Below are 21,165 nucleotides of genomic sequence, written 5' to 3' on the forward strand. Positions count from 1 at the left end.
CTGCACGAAGACGGCCAAGTCCTGGCTCGCAGCCGGGTCGGAAATCATTGGGTTCATTGGTCTGGCTCCTTTTGTTGATCTGAGGACCAGAAGCTATCGACCACTCGCGGCGGTCGAACTCCGATGCTTGCTCTTAAATCGACGTATGTTGGCCGCCAGCAAATTGGGGATATGCCGCGGAGGCGCCGTCCGCCTCATGCAACTTGTGCGGCTTCGCGGTCGAGAAGGGCGCGTTTGCGCTCCACACCCCAGGCATAGCCCGACAGCGACCCATCCTTGCGGATGACGCGGTGGCAGGGGATCGCGACCGCGAGATTGTTGGAGGCGCAGGCGTCGGCGACGGCACGCGAGGATTTCGGGAAGCCGATGCGGCCTGCGATCTCAGCGTAGGAGACCGTGGTCCCCACGGGAATTTCCCGCATCGCCTGCCACACACGTTGCTGAAAAGCCGTGCCTCGGACATCAAGCGGAAGGTCAAGCCCCAGGCCGGGATGCTCGATGAGGCCGACGACCTGTGCAACCAGCGCCTCGTAATCCCTGTTCGCTCCGATGAGATGCGCCTTCGAAAAACGATCCTGCAGATCGCGCACCAGCATGTCCGGATCGCTGCCCAACAGAATTGCGGCAACCCCTTTCTTGCTTGAGGCGACGAGAACGGCGCCGAGCGAAGTCTGCCCGACCGCAAACTTGATCTCCTCGTTTTCCCCGCCGGCGCGATATTGCGTCGGGGTCATCCCGAGGATACCGGTCGATTGCTCATAGAAGCGGCCGCTGGAATTGAAGCCCGCGTCGTAGATCGCCTCGGTGACAGTGCCTCCGGAGGCCAGCCCCTCGCGCACCTTCCTGGCACGCTGCGCTGCCGCATAGTCCTTCGGCGTCAGGCCGGTCGTCGCCTTGAACATGCGATGGAAGTAGCTGGCGCTGCAGCCGAGCGTCTCCGCCAGTTCGTCAAGCGAGGGCTCTTGTTCGCTTTCCTCGATAATGCGGCAGGCCTTGGCGATCAAAGCCGCATGTTCGGTTTCGAGCGATTGGCCCTCCGGGTTGCAGCGCCCGCAGGGTCTAAATCCCGTCGCACGGGCGCTCTGCAGCGTCTCGTGAAACTGAATGTTCTTGGGATTGGCCGTGCGCGAAGGGCATGACGGCCGGCAGTAAATGCCCGTCGTGGAAACGGAATACCAGAATTGACCGTCTGCGCTCTTGTCGCGAACGAGCACGCGAGCCCATCGCGGATCGTCCGCGACCGGAAGCATTTTGCGATTTTGGAAGATCGGAGCGTTCATTCGTTGTCGTCTTCGGATTTGGCTTGTAGCCGCAGCATTCCTGCCCGTCATTCTCTCGCGGCACACTCCTAAGCTTGCTCTCAAATCGGATTGCCGCCACCCGATTCTTGCGGAGGGCCACATCTGGAGATGTGACCCCCCCAGTTCATCCGGAACGTGCGCGGTCAGGAAGCCTTGACGAGCAGACCAAGCTGCGTGAGCGTGGTCACGCCGTCATCAAGGCCGATCTCCTCTACGATCTTGCCGTCGATCACCTTGAGCACCGTGGTGCCGGTAAAGTGCATCTTGCGACCGCTCGCCGCGGGCAGGCCGAGATCCATGATGAAGTCGTGGAAGGCCGGGCCCGTATGTGTGCCGCCACCTTCCCATTGGCCGACGACATAATCACCTTCGGCGATCAGATCGGCTGTGCCCCAGAAATTGAGGTCGGGGAATGCTGCACGGAAGTCCGTCATGAAAGCCCGGATGTCGTTGCGACCGCGGCGGGCCTCATGCAGCGAGTATTTGAGGAGCATATCGGGCGCGGCGATCTCGTCGATGACGGCGAGATTGACGGTTTTGCCCCAGAATTCGGTGAACCAGCGCACCACGATGGCCTTGTTATCTGTCTCCTTGCTCATCCTATCGGTCCTTCTCTTGGTTTCGCGAGGATCGTCGACGCCGGTCGATGATCCGCGAGAAGGTCTAGATGGCCGGTCCTCACGCTAAACTCCGGATCTTGCCCTCGATTTGAAATCCTCCGGAAAGGGTTGGTAAGGTTGTCTGATATCAGCAGGCGTGGCCATGGCCTGCGTCTTATTGATGCGCAGGCTGAGGAGAGGTCGACTTTGGCAGGAAACTTTTGGCGGCTCTGCTAGTCTCGCCGTCTAGCGGGGATTCGGGATCCAGCGCCCGGGTATTGTCGCTCGGCAAGCCTCGCTTATCGGCTTCCATTCAGCCCATGATGCGGTTTCGCTCATCCTTCTGATGGAAGAATCAGGAAAGGACCAATCCATTGACCATTCAGCTTTACGGCTTCTGGCGTTCCAATGCGGCATTCCGTGTCCGCGTTGCGCTCTCGTTGAAGAAGCTTCCCTTCGAGGAAATCGAAATCGATATTCTATCCGGACGCCAGTTCGATGCCGCTTATGCCGACGTGAATGCGGAGCATGTGGTGCCGACCTTTGTTCATGACGGTCATCGCATATTCCAGTCGCTTGCGATCATGGAATATCTCGACGACATTTGGCCGGAGCCCCGGCTTCTACCGGCCGATGCGAAGGAGCGCGCTTATGCCCGTTCGCTCGCGCTGGTTTCGATCGCCGACTCGCATCCATTTATCGTCCCGCGCGTCCGCAAACATCTCGGGAAGGCATTCGAGGCAGACGCGACTGCAATCGAATCCTGGTGCAGACATTGGGTGGAGGAAGGGCTTGCGACCTACGAGCGGTTGCTTACGCGGCGCCCGCCTGCTCCGTTTGCGCTGGGGTCCACGCCGACGATTGCTGACATCTGCATCGCTGGCCAGATCGTCATGGCCAATCTTTATGAAATGGATCTCGCGGCGTTTCCCTCCGTCGCGGCGCTCGGGAAACGCTGCTTCGAGCTTCCGGCATTCGCCGACGCGCACCCTACCCAGCAAGCCGGCTACAAGTCCGGGAAGGGGCAGCATTAGCGATTGCTCGCATGTGCTGCGGCGGCCCTTCCGGATCGGTATGCAACCCGGAAACGCTGCTTTTCCGGGTTGCAAGTACTGTCAAAAACTGGCGGCTATGAACCGCCGTTTTTCGTTTCAATCCAAGGGCTTGTAGGCGATCACGTCCATTTCGACCTTGACGTCGACCATCATCGGCGACTGGACAGTGGAGCGGGCCGGCGGATGATCGATGAAATGCTTTTGGAACACGGCGTTGAAGCTCGAGAAATCGCGGGCATCGTCGAGCCACACATTGACCTTGACGACATCCTCGAGCGTGCAGTCGGCGAGCGCCAGCACGGACTTGATATTGGCGATCACCTGCTCGGTCTGGGCGACGATATTGCCGACTATGACTTCGCCGTCGACTGTGGGCACCTGGCCCGACACATAGACCATGTCGCCGGCGCGAACCGCCTTGGCGAAGGGGCGGCGCTGGCCGCCAGCCTGGTTGTCGGCCACGTCGTAACGGATGAGTTTCTTGCTGCTCATGAGACTGTCTTTCTATTCAAAATGGCTAGGAGCGTTTGACGCGTTCTAGTGCATGTCGTGCACGAAATGCCCAGGCGAGACTTCACGGTAGGTGCGCCTCGGGGCGACATAGTCGAATGGCCGCATAGGGCTCTTTATCTCTTCCGAAAGCGGCGGTGGCGTCTGGCCGCGGCGCGATGGATCCGGGATCGGTACGGCCGAAATCAGTCGGCGTGTATAGGGATGCTGGGGATTGTCGAAGATCGCCCCCCGCGGGCCTATCTCGACGATCTCGCCGAGGAACATCACCGCGACGCGATGGCTCATCCGCTCCACCACTGCCATGTCGTGGGAGATGAAGAGATAGGCGAGCCCGCGCTTTTCCTGCAGGTCGAGCAAAAGGTTGGAGACCTGCGCCTTGACCGACACGTCGAGCGCCGACACGGCTTCGTCGGCGATGATGAACTTCGGATCGAGGGCCAGCGCGCGGGCGATCGAGATTCTCTGGCGCTGACCGCCAGAGAATTCGTGCGGATGGCGATTTGCCATCGCCGCCGAGAGACCAACCTGTTCCAGCAGTTCGGCGACGCGCGCCTTTGCCTCGCGCCGGCCCGCCAGTCCGTGGGCAAGCATCGGCTCGGCGATGGCGGAGCCGACGGTGATGCGCGGGTTGAGCGAGGCGAACGGGTCCTGGAAGATCATCTGCGAGGTACGGCGCATACCGCGCAGCTCGCGCGTGCCGGCCTTCGTCACGTCCTGGCCGTCGATGACAATCGAACCGGCCGTCGGGGTGATCAGACGGATGATGGCGCGGCCCGTCGTGGACTTGCCGCAGCCGGATTCGCCGACCAGGGACAGCGTTTCGCCCGGCCGCAGATCGAAGGACACATCCTCAACCGCATGGACGCGGCCGTTCGACAGATCGAAACGGACAGCGAGATTGTCGACCTTAAGGATCGGCTCGACAGTCTGCGCAACGGTGGACATTTCGCGGCCGTCCGCAGCGTTGCCGGTTGACGCATCGACTTCCGGGAAACGCTTAGGCGCGACGGCGGCACCCATGGTGCCGAGGCGAGGGATCGAGGCGAGCAACGATTTCGTATAGATGGCCCTCGGCGCGGCAAAGATCTCGTTCGTCGGGCCGGTCTCGACCATGTCGCCTCGGAACATGACGACAGTGCGGTCGGCGATCTCTGCCACCACGCCCATATCGTGGGTGATGAAGAGCACACCCATATTCTCCTCCCTCTGCAACTCGCGCAGCAGATGGAGAATTTCCGCCTGGATCGTCACATCAAGCGCCGTCGTCGGCTCGTCGGCAATCAGAAGCTTCGGCCGACAGGCGAGCGCCATGGCGATCATCACGCGCTGGCGCATGCCGCCGGAGAATTTGTGCGGATATTCGTGAAGCCGGGTTTTGGCGGCCGGGATGCGCACCCGTTCCATCAGCCTCAGCGTCTCGGCTTCCGCTGCTTTCCACGACATTCCGCGGTGCAGGACCAGCGCCTCGGCAATCTGGTTGCCGATGGTGAAGACCGGGTTGAGCGATGTCATCGGCTCCTGGAAGATCATCCCGATCGAGCCGCCGCGCACCGAGCGCATCTCGGCTTCGGTCGCCTGAAGCAGGTCCTTGCCGTCGAGCAGGATGCGGCCTTCCGAGCGCGAGCGGCCTGGCGGGAGGAGCCGCATGGTCGACAGCGCCGTGACGCTCTTGCCCGAGCCGCTCTCGCCGACGATCGCGACCGTCTCGCCGGCATCGACATGCAGGCTGATATTGCGGATGACGGCCTTCCAGCCTTCCGGCGTCTTGAACGAGGTCGTCAGGTTCTCGATCGAAAGCACCGGCCGAACATTGGTCGTTGTATCGGTCATGTCAGCTTTCCTTGGCAAGGCGGGGATCGACGAGATCGCGCAGGCCGTCGCCCAGCAATTGCAGGGAGAGAACCGAGAGCACGATGGCGAGGCCCGGAAACACCATCAGCCACGGGGCGTTGTCCATATATTCGCGGCCGGAGGCCAGCATCGTGCCCCAGGTCGGCATGTCAGTGGAAACGCCGACGCCGAGGAAGGAAAGGCTTGCTTCCGCCAGCATGGCCGAGGCGAAGACGAAGGTCGCCTGCACGAGGATCGGCGAAGCAAGGTTGAGCAGCACGTGGCGGAGCAGGATCTGCCAGGTTGGCAGGCCCATGGCGATGGCCGCCTCGATGTAGGGCAATTCGCGCAGCACCAGCGTCGAGCCGCGCACGATGCGGGCAAGCCGAGGCGCATAGGTGATGCCGAGCGCCAGAATGACGGTCGAAACCGATGGCCCAAGCGCTGCGACGAGTGCAATCGCAAGCAGGATATCAGGGAAGGACATCATCGCATCGAGCAGGCGCGAGATCGGCGCATCGAGGCTGCGGAAAAAGCCGGCGGCAACGCCGAGGATCACGCCGAGCACGGACGAGATGATCACGACGCCGAGGCTGACGAGCAACGAGACCCGTCCGGCGAAGATGGCGCGGGAGAAGATATCGCGACCGAACTCATCCGTGCCGAAGAGATGGGGCATCGACGGCGGCTTGAGCTTGTTGACGATCGAAAGCTTGTTCGGCGCGTAGGGTGCGATCCAGGGCGCGAAGATTGCCGCAAGCAAGACGATCAGCAGGATGACCGCACCAAACAAGATTGCGCGATTGCCGAACAGGCGCCGGAGGCTCGATGCGAAGGGCAGGGAAACGGAGGCCATGGTGGTCATAGGCGCACCCTGGGATCAACGAGAATATAGAGCATGTCGACGACGAAATTGATGAGCACGTAGATGGCGGCAATGACAAGCAGCGCGCCCTGGATGACCGGATAGTCACGACGCAGAACGGCTGACACGACGAGGTTGCCCACGCCGGGCAGGCCGAAAACCGTTTCCGTCACCACTGCGCCGGCGACCAGCATGGCGACCGAAAGGCCGATGACGGTGATGATCGGGATCAGCGCATTCTTGAGCGCATGCTTGAGGATGACGCGACCTTCGCCCGCGCCCTTGGCGCGCGCCGTGCGGACATAGTCATCGCCGAGGACGTCCAGCATCGCGGCTCGGGTGAAGCGCGTGATCAGCGCCGAATTGACGATGCCGAGCGCGACCGCCGGAAGAACGAGATGGTCCAGCCGTTCCAGGAACGGCGTTTCGGGACCGCCATAACCGGAAGCCGGGAACCAGCCCTGGCCGACGGCGAAGATCTGGATCAGCATCAGGCCGAGCCAGAAGCTCGGCACGCTTGCCGCGACCATGGTCAGCGTCACGACCACCTGGTCGAAAAGAGTGCCGCGCTTGACGGCCGACAGGATCCCGACCGGCAGCGCGATAGCGACCGCGATCAGGATCGAGAACAGGGTCAGGAAGAAAGTAGGCTCGGCACGCGAGGCGAGCGCCTGCGTGACCGGCTGGTTGAGGAAAATCGACTGGCCGAGATCGCCCCGAAGTATGCCCAGCACGAACTGGCCATATTGGACGATCAACGGCGCATCGAGCCCCATCTTGGCGCGCAATTGCGCAATGTCTGCCGGGGTCGCATCCGACCCCAGCATGACGGCGGCAGGATCGCCGGGCGTCACTCGGACGATGACGAAAACCACCGTCACGACAAGGGCGAGCACGATGACCATGCCCCCCAGTCGTTTTAAAAGTGCCCCAGCGATCGGTGCCATCGTCAGTCCCTTACTTCTTTGGCGTCACGTTCCAGAAATGCGGCCAGTAGGTGGGGTCATAGCCGGAAACGCCGTTCGCAAGACCCGAAACTGCATTGAAGTTGCCGACCTTGTAGAGCGGCGCGTCGTCGTAGATGACCGTCTGGATGCCGTCCCAGGCCGTCTTCTCGGCATCGTCGGTCGTCGCATTCATGTAGGCGGCAACGGCTTTGGTCTTCTGATCCGAAACGTACCAGCCCGGATAGGCGTCGGTGATCGTGTTGATCGTGGTCGGATCGCCCGGGAAGTTGGAATGGGTGATGAAGATGTCCCATTCCTTCGGGTCGGCGCGGCGGGTGGTCAGTGTCGCCCAGTCCACCACCTGCATGTCGACCTTGAAGCCGGCGGCTTCGAGATAGGCCTTGGCGACCTCACCGATCTTGTAGTGGAACTCGTACTGGCGGCTGGTCAAGAGGCGCAGCGGCTGGCCGTTGTAGCCACCTTCCTTCAGCAGCTTGGCAGCGGCTTCCGGATCGCCTTCGCCATAGCGCGCAACGCCGGCTTCGGTGTGCCAGAAGGAGCCCTTCGGAAAGATCGAGGCGTCGACGCTGAAGAAGCGGTCGTCGGAGAAGGCGGCCAGCATCATGTCGTTCGGGTTCAGAGCAGCCTGCACGGCCTGGCGAAGAGCCTTGTTGGTCAGCAGGCCCTGCTTCATGTTCATGTTAAGCGAGGCCCAGCCGGCGTCCTTGAAGATGACGGGCTTGGCATTGCCGCTCTTTTCGACGCGATCATAGGCGCTGACCGGCAGCGAGTCGGCATAATCGAACTGTCCGGAGATCAGGCCCTCGACGCGGGTATTGGCGTCAGGAACCGGAACAAAACGGATTTCCTTGGCGATCGCCTCGCGCTTGCCGGCGTAATTGTTCGGCGCGCCGTCGGGCGACTTGTAGCCATCGAAGCGGACAAGTTGGGTGTACTGGTCGGGCTTGCGCTCCTTCAGCATATAAGGGCCGGTGCCGACGAACTCGGTCAGGGTGTCGGCGACCTTTTCGGACGGCATGATGACCGAAGCCTGGGAGAGGGTCGCGAGCAGCGGCGCATAGCGCGACTTCAGCTTGATGATGACCGCATGGTCCCCGTCTTCCGTCATGCTCGCAACGATGTCTGCGACCTGCTTGCCCTTGGAGTTGATCGCCATCCAGCGCTTCAGCGAGGCGGTCACGTCCTTGGCATCAAAATCGCTGCCGTCATGGAACTTGACGCCTTCGCGCAGCGGAATGCGGTAGGTCAGGCCATCCGCGGAAATCGTAGGCATGGCTGCAGCGAGCAGCGGCACGGACTTCCACTGGGCGTCATAGGTGTAGAGCGTTTCGAAAATGTGCTGATCGATGGTCAGCACGATATCGGTCGGCGTCTGCATGACATCGAGGGTCGGCGGCTCGCCGATCGTTGCCACGGTGAGGACACCATCGCTTGCCTGGGCGAGAGCCAGGCTGCTGGTGCCGGCAAGTGCCGCCAGCGTCATCAGAACGAATATACTCTTCTTCATCTCAGTTCCCTTGTTGTTGTCAGTTGCTGACGGAGTTCCGTTTCTATCTTGTTCAATGAATTCGGCCGGCTTTCCGTCCGGCCGGGTATTCAGGTGTCCAGCCCCAGCGGATCGGCAACGCGCGGCCAGAGCTCAAGGCTCGCCTTGCGATAGGGCGTCGTTGCGGGATTGGTGGGATAGGAGGTCGGTGCGGCGATATAGACGATTTCTGACGAGACCGGCTGAAAGCCCGCATGGAAATGGTTGGTCGACTTGACCAGCATGAACGATTTGCCGGCGAAATCGACACCCTGATTGGTGAAGATGTCCGGCTCGTAGGTCTGGGTGCGGCTGGTGATCAGCACGATATCGATATTGGTGCCGACCGGACGGATGACGGCGGTGCTGCCGAGCGTCACACGGCTGTTGCGGAAACTCTGCCAGCCGGCATCGAAAACGCGCTCTACCGTGGCGCGTAGGTCGAGGGGATTGCCGCCCTCGGGGCTCGACTTGCCGCCGACACGCAGGCTGAGTTCCGCGCCTTCTCCGGCCGCATGGCAGAAGGTAACGGCGATGGGATCCCAGATGGTTGCGACGACGAAATCGTCCATGCCGCGCTCCATCATCCGGCGCAGGATGTGGGTTGCGTCGCCCGCGACGCCGCCGCCGGGATTGTCCCAGACATCGGCGATTGTCACCGGCTTTTCAGGATGCGCCGCGCGGATCGCCATGGCCCGGTCGAGGCCGGCCTCGGTATCGAACATCGGCATCGCGGTCTCCTTGCGAAGGCCGTAGAGTTCGCGGCCGAGTGCAGCAGCCAGCGCGTCGCCCTTGGCTCTGTCGTTGTCGGTCACGACGACGATGCGGGTGCCCATGTCGGGCAGGTCACCGGCCATGAAGCCGTGGATGACGGAGGCAGACAGGATGCCGTCCTTGCCCTCCATTGCCTGCATGCGGTCGACGAAAGACCGCATCGGCTCGCGGCTCGTCGGGAAGATGGTGATCATCCGGCAATCGAAGGTGGAGATCACCGGCTTGATCTTGCCCCTGAGCGCCTGCAGCGCCAGCTCCACGACATGCTCGCCGCGCTGTTCGAAATCCGTATGCGGGAATTCAAGGAAAGCCGCCATGAGGTCGAGATTGGCGACACGCAGTGCCGTCAGGTGGCTGTGGGGGTCGAATTCCGCGGCAATCAGCACTTTCGGACCGACGATCTCGCGGGCGCGGGAGAGGAAATCGCCTTCCGGATCGTCATAACCCTGGGCCGCCATGGCGCCATGGAGACCAAGCACCACACCATCGACCGGAAGGGCTGCTTTCAGCTCCGCAAGGATCTGGTCGCGCAAAGTCTCATAGGTCTTGCGCTGGATCAGCCCGGCCGGCTCCGCCCAGCAGGACGTGCCCTCGATGACGGTAAAGCCTTCCGCCTTGCCGCGGCGGCGCAGGATCGGCACGACGGAAGAGCAGAGCGTCGGCGTATCCGGATGCTCGCCCGGCCCGGCATAAAACGCCGCCTTGAAGGCATTCATATCCGTCGGGACGGGTGAGAAAGTGTTTGTCTCAGTCGCCAACGAGGCGGTGAAAATGCGCATGTCTGTTACCCGAGCAAGCGTCAGTTCTCGCGGCCGCCAAACTGGTCAGAGCCGATCGCTGTCGCCGCTATTGTCTTGAATTGCGTTCTTGGTTGCCGGAGCGCCTCTTGGACATCACCGTTCTTACGGCTGCCGCGTCGCTCTTAAGAAATCTGATTTCCCGTTTCCCTCAGTTCACCCATTCACCGTTTCGGTGTAATTTATTTTCTTCATAATGCGTAAAATCGCGCAAAAGTCAACGTATTTTCAGATTTTGCGCCAAAGTATGTAATTTATTTTCTAAATTGCGAAAATGAGGGCAAATTTTCACATCGAAGCAATACAACGAAAAGCTTCGCCGACGACATCGGGCGCCGCTTTGCATTTTGGAATCAAAACCTTCCGGCGCGGCAAGCTGCGCGTCTGAAGGCGACGGGCGGCCGCTCGACATGAAAAAGGGCGCCCCTCCGAGGCGCCCGATTTTCATGATGCCAAGAAAGCCGCCCTGCTGCGGCCATTATCCGCTAACTCGATGCGACAAAAATTTTCAGGACGGTCGCTTACCAGACCGTTCCGCGCGCATCGACTTTCTCGACCCGCGTGACGATCCCATCACGGTGGAACACCATGTGATCGAAAAGATTGGTAACGACGCAGGTATGGTTCGGCACGATCTTCACCATCGCGCCGATCTCCGGGAACGGCTTTATGCAATCCTTGAGATCGACAACGGCATGCTCCTCCGAGAGCGACACGATACGTGCGCTCTCGAAGCCGTCGATCGTGCCGTAGTCCGTGAAGCCGAGCAGGTCGGATGTCAGGGCCTTCGAGCCGCAATCCAGAACGGCGCGATCCGGGGCCGGGCGCGACACCACTGTTGCCAGGATGTGCATGGCAAGGTCACCCGCCGTGCAATGGCCGGCGCGAACCATGCTGCGGTCGTTGTAGACATAGGTGCCAGCGCGATGTTCGGTGGCAGACGGCACGAGATGCGCGGCAAAGAGATCCGGCGAACCACCGCTGGAGCGGACCGGGCAATCTATACCTTTGTCCGCCAGGAGCCTCATCGTGCGGGCCATGAAATGCTCGACCGATTCCGCGCCGCCGATTGCCGGATAGGTGAGGATGCCGCCGAAACGCAGGCCGGGTGCCGCCGCGATCTTCTCGGCAAGCGCTACCGCCACCTCCGGCGTCTGCACGCCGCAGCGCTTGCCCCCGGTGTCGCATTCGACCAGCACGGTGAGCGGCCGGTCGGCCCCAAAGGTCGCGGCGAGCCCTGCAACAGTGACGTCGCTATCGGCCACCACGGCGAGCTTTGCCACTCTAGCGTTCAGTGCCTTCAACCGGGCGAGCTTCGCCGCACTGAGAATGTTGTAGGTGATCAGGATGTCGTCGAAGCCCGCATCGGCGAAAACTTCCGCCTCGGTCACCTTCTGGCAGTTGATACCAACCGCGCCGGCTTCCAACTGCTGGCGCGCGATCGCCGCGATCTTGTGGGTCTTGATATGCGGTCGGAAGCGCTTGCCATGGGTGTCGCAATAGGCCTGCACGCGGGCAATATTGGCAGCAAGCCGGCTTTCGTCGATGACAGGCATCGGGGTTGCGACCTGGTCGAGGGGCGTTCCGGCTTCGGGCCACGGATAATTCATGATGAAACCTCATTAAGGGAGAATGCGCCTTCGCAGGAACTCGGGCACAGAGGGGAATTGCTTTTATTTCCGCGGGGACGGCTAGTTTCGTTGATGCTTGTCCGCATTATGCTATCAAAATACGATCCAGTGAAATTCATTTTCATTGGTAGATGCATTTTTCTGGCTCAGGCAATGTGAGGGGAAGACCGAATGGATCTGTTTCACGCCCTTTCCGACGAAGGCGGCAGGCTTTCGAGCCTCGAAGCCAAGCTTGCGCAATTCGCGTTGGAAAATGTGGATTTCGTCGTCAACTCGTCGATCATAGAGCTGGCCGAGCGAGCGGGAGTTTCCCCGCCGACCGTTACCCGCTTCTGCCGGCGGCTGGGCTGCCAGGGCTATTCCGACTTCAAGGTTCAGCTTGCCAAGATGGCCTATATCGGCTTGCGCTACCTGAAGCCTGAGGCACCGACGGCGACTGCCGAGGAGGTCGCCCACGATATCATCTCCAAGGCGCAGAACGCTCTCTTTGAAGTGCATCGCCAGCTTGATCTGGCGGTCATCGAAAAGGCGGCGCAGATGCTCAGGGCAGCCGATTTCATCCAGGCCTTCGGCGCCAGCGGCAATTCGGCGATGATCGTCAACGAGTTGCACAACCGCCTGTTCCGCCTCGGCTGCCATATCAATGCATCCAACGACCACAATATGAACCTCATGATCTCGGCCGCGGCGCAGCCGGGCACAGTGATCTTCGGTTCCTCCTACACCGGCCGGGATATGGGCCTCGTCCATTGCCTGGAGCTTTTGCGGCAGCGCGCTATCCCGACGATCGTGATGACGCAGAACGGTTCACCGGTGGCGACAGCGGCGGATCTGGTGATTGCAATCGAGATGCCAGAGGGCAAGAACATCTTCCGCCCGACCTCGACCCGTTACGCCTATCTTGCCGCAATCGACATCCTCGCCAACATGGTCGCCTATGCCGATCGCAACAGGGCGTTCAAGTCGCTGCGCAGCATCAAGGAGGAACTGGTGCGCAACCGCGACGGCGACGACCGCCAGCTCCTCGGCGATTGATCCGGCGCGCCCAGAGCATCTTTTGGTCAAGTCACGAGCCCGGACCGTCCTGGGGGCCACGGCCAAGGAGATGCGCTGCCGAGCGCCAGGCATGATGCGCAATCCGGTCGAGTTGCCGGGCGTCGTCGATCCGCGCAAAAGCGTCGGTGACGGTCAGTTTTCCGGGCGCGACGGAAGCCAGCATCGTGGCACGATGGACCCGCCGCAGTGCGTCGAGTTCCGACGCTGCGGCCTTCACTTCCGCAAGCGCGGCGGCGACCTCAGGCGAGACGTTCCAGCCGATGGGTGCTGCCTGCGCGCTGAAGGCGCACTCTGAAGTGATCGAGCTGCCGACCATCTTTGCGGCGCGCATGGCTCGTGTGCAAATCTCGGCAGCGCCAGGATCGGGCGTGGTCTCGGCAGGTTGCCCTGGGAGTTCCTTTTCGGCCACGACTTCCACGAGGCGCGAGACGTGATCGAGCGCGTGCAGCGTACTCGTCATGCGAAGCCGTTCGGTCTCCGTCTCGGGCGGCTCCTTCAGTTCAGACAGGAAATCCCGCACTTCCTCCAGCGTAGCGGCGGATGTCGCAGCGTTTTGCGCGGTCGGCGCGGCACCACCCGAAAGCGCTGCGGAAACCGCGGCGCTGGTCGTCGCGAGAACGTCCGCCACCACGCGCCGCGCGGTCTCGATTGCGACGACGGCGCTGGCGAGCGCGCTCGGATCAAGTGCGCGCTGAAGCGGTGTCTGTTTGGAGGGGAGGAGCCGCTCCACGGCACGGGCGAACCATTGCGTTGCCGGAAGGAGCACCGCGACTCCCACAACGTTATAGGCCGTATGGTAGGCGGCAAGGAGCGTCATTCCGTCGATTGAACCGAGAAGTGCTTTCATCAATGCCGCTGTGAACGGAAAGGCGATGATGGCGATCAATGCCGCTATAAGCTTGAATAGCACATAGGCCAGCGCAAGCCGCTTGGCCGTCGTCCCGGCGCCGATGGCCGCCAAGGCGGAGCTTGTTGCCGTTCCGATATTCTGGCCGATGATCAGTGCGGCGCCCTGTTCGAGGTTCACTGCCCCAGCGTAGAAAGCCGAAATGGTGACGGCGATCGCTGCCGTCGAGGACTGCATGACAGCCGTCATCGCAAGGCCGACGGCGACGAGGGTCAGAAGACCGACCGAACCCGTGACCCAGCCAATCCCCTCTGTGCCGATCACCGCGGGCAGATCGGATGGATGCAGGCTTTCGGCTAGGCCTCCCATGCCCTGCTGGAGGGACGTTAGCCCGTAGAGCACGAGCGCGAAGCCGGCGAGAGCGCCGCCTGCCGCCGCAATCCGTCCGCCCCCAAGCAGCTTGACCAAAGCGCCGACGAAGATCAGCGGCAGTGCATAGGTCGAAAGCGAGACGCGCACGCCGATCAAAGCGACGAGCCAGCCCGTGCCCGTCGTGCCGACATTGGCGCCGAATACGAGGCCGAGCCCTTGCGGAAAGGTTAGAAGCCCGGCGCTGACAAGCCCGATCGTCGTCATCGTCACCGCGCTCGACGATTGCACGAGCAGCGTGACGATGGCGCCCCAGAAGGCTCCCGAGAGCGGGGTCGCCGCTGCCTTGCCGAGGACCGTGCGCAGGGCTGATCCTGCCAGTACCTTCAGGCTGTCCGTCATGACGGTCATGCCGAGCAGAAACAGCCCGACGCCGCCGAGTATGGCAACTGCTGTCGACATGCACGCCTCTTTCGGCTGGGCTTCGGCTCGTGCTGCAAACGAACCCTAGACCCTTAGCCGCCTTACCGCAATGACACTCCCGGCATCCGAACGAGGCAGCGCCGAATAGTGATATAAGCAATCTGCAGTAGATTTAGCTGATGCGAAGTGATACGTTCAATCACGGCGTTTTCGGAGCGAATGCCATGTTGCGATTGGGTTCGAAGTACCAACACCTCATCCACAACGCAGGCTGCGGCTGCAGCAATCCTCTTCTTCAGCGACGATCCCAGTACCTTAGCGATTACTCGCGACGAAATTTTCTTGCGGGCATCGGATCCATTGCGGCCGCCGGCATCGTGCCGGGGGTGGGCAACGCGCAGGCGGCGAAGCCACCCTCCAAGATTTTGTTGAGACAGATCAAGCTGTTCGACGGCAAATCCGACTCGTTGCAGACGGGTGCACAGGTTCTGGTTGAAGAAAACAAGATCGTTGCCGTAGACAAGGCAAACAACCCTCCGCCAGGGGACGTGACGATCATCGATTGCGGCGATCGCATGTTGATGCCGGGCATGATCGATGCGCATTGGCACACGATATATGCCGCGGTTCCATTGCAAGTTCTGATGTCCGGTGATCCCGGCATCATTTTTGCGGCATCCACGGCGGAAGCCGAGCGCACGTTGATGCGGGGCTTCACCACCGTCCGCGATCTGGGCGGTCCGGTCTTTACCTTCAAACAGGCAATCGATACCGGGATCATTCCCGGCCCTCGCATTTTTCCCTCCGGGGCGATGATCACGACATCAGGCGGTCACGCCGACCTCAGAATGCCGTTTGAAATTCCCGCGAGGGAGGGACAACTCAGCCTGAGCGAAATGATGGGAAGCGCCGCGATCGTCGACGATGTCGGCGAGTTGAAGCGCCGGATACGCGAGCAACTTCTCCAAGGGGCATCGCAGATCAAGCTTGTCGGGGGAGGAGGTGTTTCGTCTCCGCGCAGCCCGCTTGATATGACGACCTTCAGCGAGGACGAAATTCGCGCCGGCGTTGATGTGGCACAGGACTGGAACACCTACGTGGCCGTTCACGCTTACGCCTCGCATACGGTCCAGCGCGCCATCGCCGGAGGTGCGGCCTGCGTCGAACACGCTCATTTGATGGACGAGGATACGGCAAGGATGTTTGCCGACAAGAATGTCTGGCTCAGCACTCAACCGTTCCTGTCGATGGAAGATACCGGCCCGCTGACCGGAGTAGGGGCCGAACGTGCCATGCAGCTTTTTGCCGGGACGCCCAAGATTTACGGATATCTCAAAAAGTATGGCGTCAAGACCGGCTGGGGTTCGGATGTTCTGTTCTCTCCCGCGCTGACATCCCGTCAGAATTTCATGCTCACCCATTTGGGCAATTGGTACACCAATGCGGAGGCGCTACGCATGGCGACCTCGGACAACGCAAGTCTTCTGGCACTTTCCAATTTGCGCACGCCTTATGCGGGCACCTTGGGCGTTATTCAAAAAGACGCGTTTGCCGATATCCTGGTCTGGGATGGCAATCCGCTCGACGATTTGAAGCTGATGGAGGATCCGCAGCAAAATCTGAAGGTCGTCATCAAAGACGGTCGGATTTTCAAGAATACTCTTTGAGCTGGCCAGCCGAGGACAATGATGCGGGCAGGGAAATATCGAGCAGTTCCTCCGGCCCAAGTCGTAATAGCAGTTCTTTTGTTGGTCGCTATACTCCCGGCAGCCGCAACGGTTCTCGCGCCTTTGGCGTTCGCCCTGTTGGCCATTGCGCTTCTATGGCCCATTCAGCATGGCATACAGACGTTTCTCCCGAAATACCTGGCGCTTCTGGTCAGTTTGGCCGTCATGGTCCTGGCCTTTCTTGCGTTTGGCTGGATCGTCACCTGGTCGTTCGGCAGGGTCGGCCGATGGATGATCACCGATACCGCACGCTTCCAGCAGCAATACGAGGAAATTCGTCAATGGCTCGAAGGGCACGGCGTCGATGTCGACGTGCTCTGGTCCGACAATATCGGCACCGCCTCCATGCTACGCGTGGTTCAGACCCTGACGAGCCGCATCAACAGCACATTCAGCTTCTGGCTCGTTGCTTTGACCTATCTTCTTCTCGGCGTGATGGAAGTGGAAGATTTCGAGCGCAGGATCAAGCGAATGCGCAGTCCGGCAGCAAGGAAGCTGCTCCTGGATGGTAGCCGGCAAACGGCGAGGAAGCTTCGCCGCTATATGATCATCAGGACGATCATGAGCATCGCGACGGGATTGTTCGTCTGGTTGCTCACCAGCGCTTTCGGACTGCCGCTCGCCAAGGAGTGGGGTGCTATCGCCTTTGCCCTGAATTACATCCCCTTTATCGGTCCACTCGTGGCGACGATGTTTCCGACAGCATTTGCACTCGTCCAGTTCGACGACTGGCAGTCGGCGCTTGCGATCTTCATCGGGCTCAACGTGATACAGTTCACGCTGGGCAGCTATATAGAGCCACGCGTTTCGGGCAATGCACTTTCCCTTTCGCCTGTCGTCGTTCTTCTTTCCGTTTTCGGCTGGGGTTATCTTTGGGGAATTTTCGGCGCATTCATCGGTGTCCCGATCTCGATTGCGCTGGTCACGTTCTGCCGTCAGCATCCCTCCAGCCAATGGGTGTCCGACCTTATCGGCCGCGACACCGAAGAGGCTCTTGATACGCCTTCGACCTGAAACTTAAACTTGGTAACGATAGTTATCGACCGAGGCAAATATACCCGCTGGAGCCGTAGAAGCACACGCCGCCTCTACGGCTGCGGCTTCCGGAAACGCGATCGAGGAACCGGGAATTGACCCAGCCGCTGCGCGAATGCCGCGGCTCAATGCGGCACCATCTGCGCGATGACGAACAGCGGTTGACGAACACCCTGTCCCCCCTTCGCACCTGACCGACGGAGCGATACGAGGTGCCGGGGCCTGATCGAACTTGCGTTGTGCCGGTCACGCGCGCCGTGGCCGCTTCTGCGGGAAGGGCTCCTGCCAATGCGACCGCACTTGCAAAGAAAGCGGCCACTATTATCCGTATAATACGCATCGATCACTCCTCCGTTGATCTGGCGCCAGAATACTGACGGTTCCATGCTTTCGCTAACGTATTCTTCCTTCCCTTGAGGCAGCGAGCGTGGGCTCGCGGCCCCATCGATTTTCTATTGCAGCATTGCAAGGACGCTCGCGCTTGCCTCCTGTAATGTCAGGCCGTGATGGAATGCGCCCTGTTCAAGGAAGTTGACGGTTTCGACAACCACGATCGGGTTGAACATCATGAAGGTATGCGTGGCATGGACGACCAGATGATCATCCGCGCCGTCCAGTCGTGTCGACGCAACGGAGACCTTTCCGTCATTCGGCCCTTCGATGATCGAATTGAATACCGGATTGACGGATATGTCGCCGGCGATGATTCCCACCGAATAGTCGGGGTTCGGCAGACGCTGCGGCACGGCCGCCGGATCGGTTCCAAGTTCAAGACCAGCAGGGCCGTTGATCCAAAGGAATGGTGGCATCTCGCCGAAGACGTCCACGATCTCCGAACCGTGGTTGGGTGGCGCGAGCATGACGACGCGGCCCAGATCTGGTCGCTGCGCGTGCGCCAGCCAATAGCGAACCAGAATCCCTCCCATCGAATGGGTAACGAAATTGACCCGCCGCGTGCCGCACAATTCGATCGACGCTCCTATGTAGCCGGCCAGGTCGTGGATTGGTGCGCGCGTTGAAGGATATGCCCGGTTGACGACCAGAAATCCCCGTCGCGCCAGCACTTTCTCGATAAGCCAAAAGGATCCGCTGCTGCGAGCGAGGCCATGCACCAGCACGACATATTCCGCCTCGTCTTCATTGAGATGGACCGCCATCACTCACTCCAGCAAATGAGCATAGGACCGCCGACGAGCACGGAAAAAAGATCGTCGCGACCGGTTTGGAAGCATTTGGGACACCTCTTCAGCCTCCTCGCCCTTCATAGCCCGGTTCTGGAGTATCCTTTGTCGACGTCGCACCCTTTTCTTCCGCGGTTTCGAAATGTTTCTTGAGGGCGGCTAGTTGATCCTCGGACCATCCCCTCACATCCGTCACGGCGACCCAGGCATCGATATAGTGCCAGGGCGCATAGACGTGACCAAATCCTATCGGCGTTTTGTTGGCGACAAGCATATCGAGTATCAGCTGGAAGCCGGTGACGATCGGATACCATCCAAGTCGCGGTGACACGTCATGCCCCAGCGGCTCCCGCATCCAGTCGGGCTCTTTGTAGAAATCGTCGAAATTGAAGAAGACGATCGGATCGCTGGCATATTGGAGATAGACGATCCGGACTGGCCCCCAAGGGCTTGTCGTCTCTTGTTGAGGAAAACCGCTTTGGTCCATGAAACGGATCAGCCTGCCGTCGCGAAACTGCGGGAGCCGCACGAGCGATCCCGCGTTTCGCTCTTTGGTGACGGTTCGCCAGGTGGCGCTGACAAAAGGCGGGCCGCTCCAGAGCGCACCCTGTATCGGGTCATCGATCATTTCGAAAAGCCGGGCCGATAGCTGCGAGTTCATTGCCCCCAGGCTCAGCCCGTGAAGATACAATCTCGGCCGCTTGTCCTTCGGCAGCGTCGTCCAGTAGCCGTAGATCTCAGAGAACAATGCTCTTGCCGTCTCCGCGCCGTATGCGGACTGGGCAAGCAATGAAAGCGGGCTGCTGAGATAGGAATACTGGACGGCGACGCTCGCGATATTGCCATCATGCAGATACTCGACGGGATCCATCGCTGCAGGATCGATCCAGCCCGTGCCGGTCGGGGTTATCACGATCAGGATCGAACGGGAAAAGGCGCCCTGGCGTTTCAGCTCATCCAGGGCCAGCCGCGCCCGGTCCTCCGGTGTCTGGCCCGATTGCAGCCCCACATAGACGCGGATCGGTTCAAGGGCTGGTCGCCCGGTGAAAGCGCTGATGTCGGCCGCATCCGGACCGGATGCCACGAATTCTCGTCCGGCTCGGCCGAGTTCATTCCATGCCACGAGCGAGGCGGAGCTTCCGGTCTTACCACTTTCGAGAGGCTGGGGCCGTTCGGGTTCAAGCAGCGCATCATATTGCCGATAGGACGCATCGAGCACCCGGAACACTGCCCGGGCCAGGACATCGTTTGCCAGCGACCAAAATAGCAGAGCCGTTACCGTGATTGCCAGGATCATCGCAACTCGCGGCGGGATGTATCGTTGCATCCGCCTGTCGAGCATTAAGGCCAGCCATTTTGCCAGACGCCCGAGCGTCAGCAGCACGGCAAAGGTGAGGATGGCTACTCCGCAGACCACGAAGGGATTGATGCTGTCGACCGGCGGCATTCCCATGGCTGCCCGCACGGAATTCTGCCAGGCGGCCGAGCGCCAAAGCGAATTGACGACGAAGCCGATACTGAGCGCCGCCGCCACGTAGCGGATCGGCGTAACACTTCGTTGCGGCAGTTCCAGGTAGGTCCAAAGCCAGGTGAACAAGACGCCCAGTGCATAGCCGATGAAAAAGCAAAGCCCGGCCAATGCGCCCTGCGGCAGCCGGTCACGTGGCACCAGCGTCGGCGTGAGCGCCGACGCAAAAAGAAGAGCGCCCAAAAGCAAGCCAAGCCAGGAGAATCGGCCGAAGACCGCAACCGCAATCTCTGCCCAACCCGATTTCCGTTTACCTATCGTATTCACACTCATGCTCGCCCCAGTCCTCCAACCCATCTCGGAGCCGTCGTGGACTTGTCGCTTGAGGCGAGGCGATCGGCATCGCATCGCCTCCGCTGATTTTGGCGGCTATGATGCGACAGCGGCGCCTGATTCAGGGGAAGCCTTGGGGGAAAGCGCCGCCTGAAGTTTCATTTCCTGGTCTGGGGACAGCGAGGTCCGCAAGATGCGCGCCCTCATGTCCTTGAATTCTGCAAGGACCTTTTCCGGCTGGGCTTTGCGCACGAGAAGGAAGAGGGCCGAGCTATTGGCGGGGATTGTGTCGGCGAGCTTCTTGATGAGGTTGTCATCAATGCCATAGTCTGTCATCGAGCCCGCAAGCGCTCCGGAACCTGCGCCGAACGCTCCGCCAAGCACCATGCCGGCGAGAGGGTTTAGAAACAGCAAGCCCACGAGAGATCCCCAAATCGCGCCCGACAAGCCGCCGCTGGCAGCTCCCGTTGTCGTGAGATTCACGCTCTGCTTCAGACGAACCTTTCCGTCGCCGTCGCGGACAGCAACGACCGCATCCTCGAGATCTATCAGATACTCTTTCTCGAGGGCCACTAATCGGTTGAGTATGACATCCGCCTCGTCGGCTTTATCGAAGCCGAGCACGATAAGTTCAGACATGATTCCCTCCTGGTGTGAGTTAACCCGGAGATAGGACGAGCAGAGGTTTCGTCCAGAGGTAGGCCTCACGCCTTCCTGCACTTTCAGTTTCCAAATGATGAGCAATCGACGACCCAAACATCGGCGTCGGTTTTCGGCCTCCGCTAAGGAGAGGTTCGATCTGAAGTATGTCATTAATCATGCGGGCGGAGGCGCAACACCTAATCCGAGTGCCCCTTGTAAAGAGTCT

General features: G+C 60.6%; 17 protein-coding genes. 4 read left to right on the top strand and 13 right to left on the bottom strand.

Features of this window, described 5'->3' with window-relative positions; genetic code table 11:
* Positions 1 to 194: 194 nt before the first annotated feature.
* Entirely contained in the window at positions 195 to 1,280 is a 1,086-nt protein-coding gene (gene ada, locus DTW90_RS17725) for a bifunctional DNA-binding transcriptional regulator/O6-methylguanine-DNA methyltransferase Ada (RefSeq protein WP_149339833.1), read from the bottom strand.
* Positions 1,281 to 1,444: 164 nt separating this feature from the next.
* Positions 1,445 to 1,900 carry an ester cyclase gene (locus DTW90_RS17730; protein WP_132522786.1) on the bottom strand — a complete coding sequence of 152 codons (456 nt, stop codon included), beginning with the start codon at positions 1,898 to 1,900 and terminating at the stop codon, positions 1,445 to 1,447.
* 374 nt (positions 1,901 to 2,274) lie between these two features.
* Here DTW90_RS17730 and maiA point away from each other — a divergent pair, with 374 nt between their 5' ends.
* Positions 2,275 to 2,934 carry a maleylacetoacetate isomerase gene (maiA, locus tag DTW90_RS17735; protein ID WP_132522784.1) on the top strand — a complete coding sequence of 220 codons (660 nt, stop codon included), beginning with the start codon at positions 2,275 to 2,277 and terminating at the stop codon, positions 2,932 to 2,934.
* Between the two features lie 117 nt (positions 2,935 to 3,051).
* Here the strand turns inward: maiA and DTW90_RS17740 are convergent, their stop codons facing one another.
* The 7 genes from DTW90_RS17740 to DTW90_RS17770 all read right to left on the bottom strand — a co-directional run bounded on the left by DTW90_RS17740 (position 3,052) and on the right by DTW90_RS17770 (position 11,837).
* Complete coding sequence (locus DTW90_RS17740) at positions 3,052 to 3,447, bottom strand: RidA family protein (protein WP_132522782.1); 396 nt, start codon at positions 3,445 to 3,447, stop codon at positions 3,052 to 3,054.
* Between the two features lie 45 nt (positions 3,448 to 3,492).
* A complete protein-coding gene (locus tag DTW90_RS17745; RefSeq protein WP_149339835.1) occupies positions 3,493 to 5,298 on the bottom strand; it encodes an ABC transporter ATP-binding protein in 1,806 nt (601 codons plus the stop codon).
* Position 5,299: 1 nt separating this feature from the next.
* Positions 5,300 to 6,163 carry an ABC transporter permease gene (locus DTW90_RS17750; protein ID WP_149339837.1) on the bottom strand — a complete coding sequence of 288 codons (864 nt, stop codon included), beginning with the start codon at positions 6,161 to 6,163 and terminating at the stop codon, positions 5,300 to 5,302.
* Positions 6,160 to 7,101 (bottom strand): ABC transporter permease, encoded by a 942-nt coding sequence (locus DTW90_RS17755; protein WP_188079970.1) that lies wholly within the window; start codon positions 7,099 to 7,101, stop codon positions 6,160 to 6,162. The genes DTW90_RS17750 and DTW90_RS17755 overlap by 4 nt, the downstream gene beginning before the upstream one ends.
* Before the next feature lie 19 nt (positions 7,102 to 7,120).
* Positions 7,121 to 8,638: an ABC transporter substrate-binding protein gene (locus DTW90_RS17760; protein ID WP_132522774.1), complete on the bottom strand. Its 1,518-nt coding sequence runs from the start codon at positions 8,636 to 8,638 to the stop codon at positions 7,121 to 7,123.
* Positions 8,639 to 8,727: 89 nt separating this feature from the next.
* Positions 8,728 to 10,209 carry a M81 family metallopeptidase gene (locus DTW90_RS17765; protein WP_132522772.1) on the bottom strand — a complete coding sequence of 494 codons (1,482 nt, stop codon included), beginning with the start codon at positions 10,207 to 10,209 and terminating at the stop codon, positions 8,728 to 8,730.
* A gap of 539 nt (positions 10,210 to 10,748) precedes the next feature.
* Positions 10,749 to 11,837, bottom strand: coding sequence for a D-TA family PLP-dependent enzyme (locus DTW90_RS17770; RefSeq protein ID WP_149339841.1), 1,089 nt, complete (start codon positions 11,835 to 11,837; stop codon positions 10,749 to 10,751).
* Between the two features lie 192 nt (positions 11,838 to 12,029).
* On the opposite strand from DTW90_RS17770, the gene DTW90_RS17775 reads away from it, so the two are divergent.
* The gene (locus tag DTW90_RS17775; RefSeq protein ID WP_132522768.1) at positions 12,030 to 12,893 is read left to right on the top strand and encodes a MurR/RpiR family transcriptional regulator; all 864 of its coding nucleotides are present in this window, start codon (positions 12,030 to 12,032) and stop codon (positions 12,891 to 12,893) included.
* Between the two features lie 31 nt (positions 12,894 to 12,924).
* Here the strand turns inward: DTW90_RS17775 and DTW90_RS17780 are convergent, their stop codons facing one another.
* A complete protein-coding gene (locus DTW90_RS17780) occupies positions 12,925 to 14,592 on the bottom strand; it encodes a Na/Pi symporter (protein WP_149339843.1) in 1,668 nt (555 codons plus the stop codon).
* 185 nt (positions 14,593 to 14,777) lie between these two features.
* Between DTW90_RS17780 and DTW90_RS17785 the strand changes: the two genes are divergently transcribed.
* Positions 14,778 to 16,220 carry an amidohydrolase family protein gene (locus DTW90_RS17785; RefSeq protein ID WP_149339844.1) on the top strand — a complete coding sequence of 481 codons (1,443 nt, stop codon included), beginning with the start codon at positions 14,778 to 14,780 and terminating at the stop codon, positions 16,218 to 16,220.
* A 21-nt stretch (positions 16,221 to 16,241) separates the two neighbouring features.
* On the top strand, positions 16,242 to 17,294 hold the full coding sequence (locus DTW90_RS17790) for an AI-2E family transporter (RefSeq protein WP_149339846.1): 1,053 nt from the start codon (positions 16,242 to 16,244) through the stop codon (positions 17,292 to 17,294).
* Positions 17,295 to 17,767: 473 nt separating this feature from the next.
* Here DTW90_RS17790 and DTW90_RS17800 read toward each other — a convergent pair whose 3' ends face one another.
* The 3 genes from DTW90_RS17800 to DTW90_RS17810 all read right to left on the bottom strand — a co-directional run bounded on the left by DTW90_RS17800 (position 17,768) and on the right by DTW90_RS17810 (position 20,936).
* Positions 17,768 to 18,472, bottom strand: a complete 705-nt coding sequence (locus tag DTW90_RS17800; RefSeq protein ID WP_132522758.1) for an alpha/beta fold hydrolase — start codon at positions 18,470 to 18,472, stop codon at positions 17,768 to 17,770.
* An 88-nt stretch (positions 18,473 to 18,560) separates the two neighbouring features.
* On the bottom strand, positions 18,561 to 20,297 hold the full coding sequence (locus tag DTW90_RS17805; RefSeq protein ID WP_149339848.1) for an alpha/beta-hydrolase family protein: 1,737 nt from the start codon (positions 20,295 to 20,297) through the stop codon (positions 18,561 to 18,563).
* 96 nt (positions 20,298 to 20,393) lie between these two features.
* Positions 20,394 to 20,936, bottom strand: coding sequence for a DUF1269 domain-containing protein (locus DTW90_RS17810; protein ID WP_132522754.1), 543 nt, complete (start codon positions 20,934 to 20,936; stop codon positions 20,394 to 20,396).
* Between the last annotated feature and the right edge of the window lie 229 nt (positions 20,937 to 21,165).

It is taken from the genome of Neorhizobium sp. P12A, assembly GCF_008365395.1.
In the GTDB taxonomy this organism is placed as follows: domain Bacteria; phylum Pseudomonadota; class Alphaproteobacteria; order Rhizobiales; family Rhizobiaceae; genus Rhizobium.

Coding starts and splice junctions, on each gene's coding strand:
- DTW90_RS17775 (WP_132522768.1), top strand. CDS start 12,030: ATGGATCTGTTTCACGCCCTTTCCGACGAAGGCGGCAGGCTTTCGAGC.
- DTW90_RS17810 (WP_132522754.1), bottom strand. CDS start 20,936: ATGTCTGAACTTATCGTGCTCGGCTTCGATAAAGCCGACGAGGCGGAT.
- DTW90_RS17765 (WP_132522772.1), bottom strand. CDS start 10,209: ATGCGCATTTTCACCGCCTCGTTGGCGACTGAGACAAACACTTTCTCA.
- DTW90_RS17770 (WP_149339841.1), bottom strand. CDS start 11,837: ATGAATTATCCGTGGCCCGAAGCCGGAACGCCCCTCGACCAGGTCGCA.
- DTW90_RS17750 (WP_149339837.1), bottom strand. CDS start 6,163: ATGACCACCATGGCCTCCGTTTCCCTGCCCTTCGCATCGAGCCTCCGG.
- DTW90_RS17790 (WP_149339846.1), top strand. CDS start 16,242: ATGCGGGCAGGGAAATATCGAGCAGTTCCTCCGGCCCAAGTCGTAATA.
- DTW90_RS17730 (WP_132522786.1), bottom strand. CDS start 1,900: ATGAGCAAGGAGACAGATAACAAGGCCATCGTGGTGCGCTGGTTCACC.
- ada (WP_149339833.1), bottom strand. CDS start 1,280: ATGAACGCTCCGATCTTCCAAAATCGCAAAATGCTTCCGGTCGCGGAC.
- DTW90_RS17740 (WP_132522782.1), bottom strand. CDS start 3,447: ATGAGCAGCAAGAAACTCATCCGTTACGACGTGGCCGACAACCAGGCT.
- DTW90_RS17760 (WP_132522774.1), bottom strand. CDS start 8,638: ATGAAGAAGAGTATATTCGTTCTGATGACGCTGGCGGCACTTGCCGGC.
- DTW90_RS17745 (WP_149339835.1), bottom strand. CDS start 5,298: ATGACCGATACAACGACCAATGTTCGGCCGGTGCTTTCGATCGAGAAC.
- DTW90_RS17785 (WP_149339844.1), top strand. CDS start 14,778: ATGTTGCGATTGGGTTCGAAGTACCAACACCTCATCCACAACGCAGGC.
- DTW90_RS17805 (WP_149339848.1), bottom strand. CDS start 20,297: ATGAGTGTGAATACGATAGGTAAACGGAAATCGGGTTGGGCAGAGATT.
- DTW90_RS17800 (WP_132522758.1), bottom strand. CDS start 18,472: ATGGCGGTCCATCTCAATGAAGACGAGGCGGAATATGTCGTGCTGGTG.
- DTW90_RS17780 (WP_149339843.1), bottom strand. CDS start 14,592: ATGTCGACAGCAGTTGCCATACTCGGCGGCGTCGGGCTGTTTCTGCTC.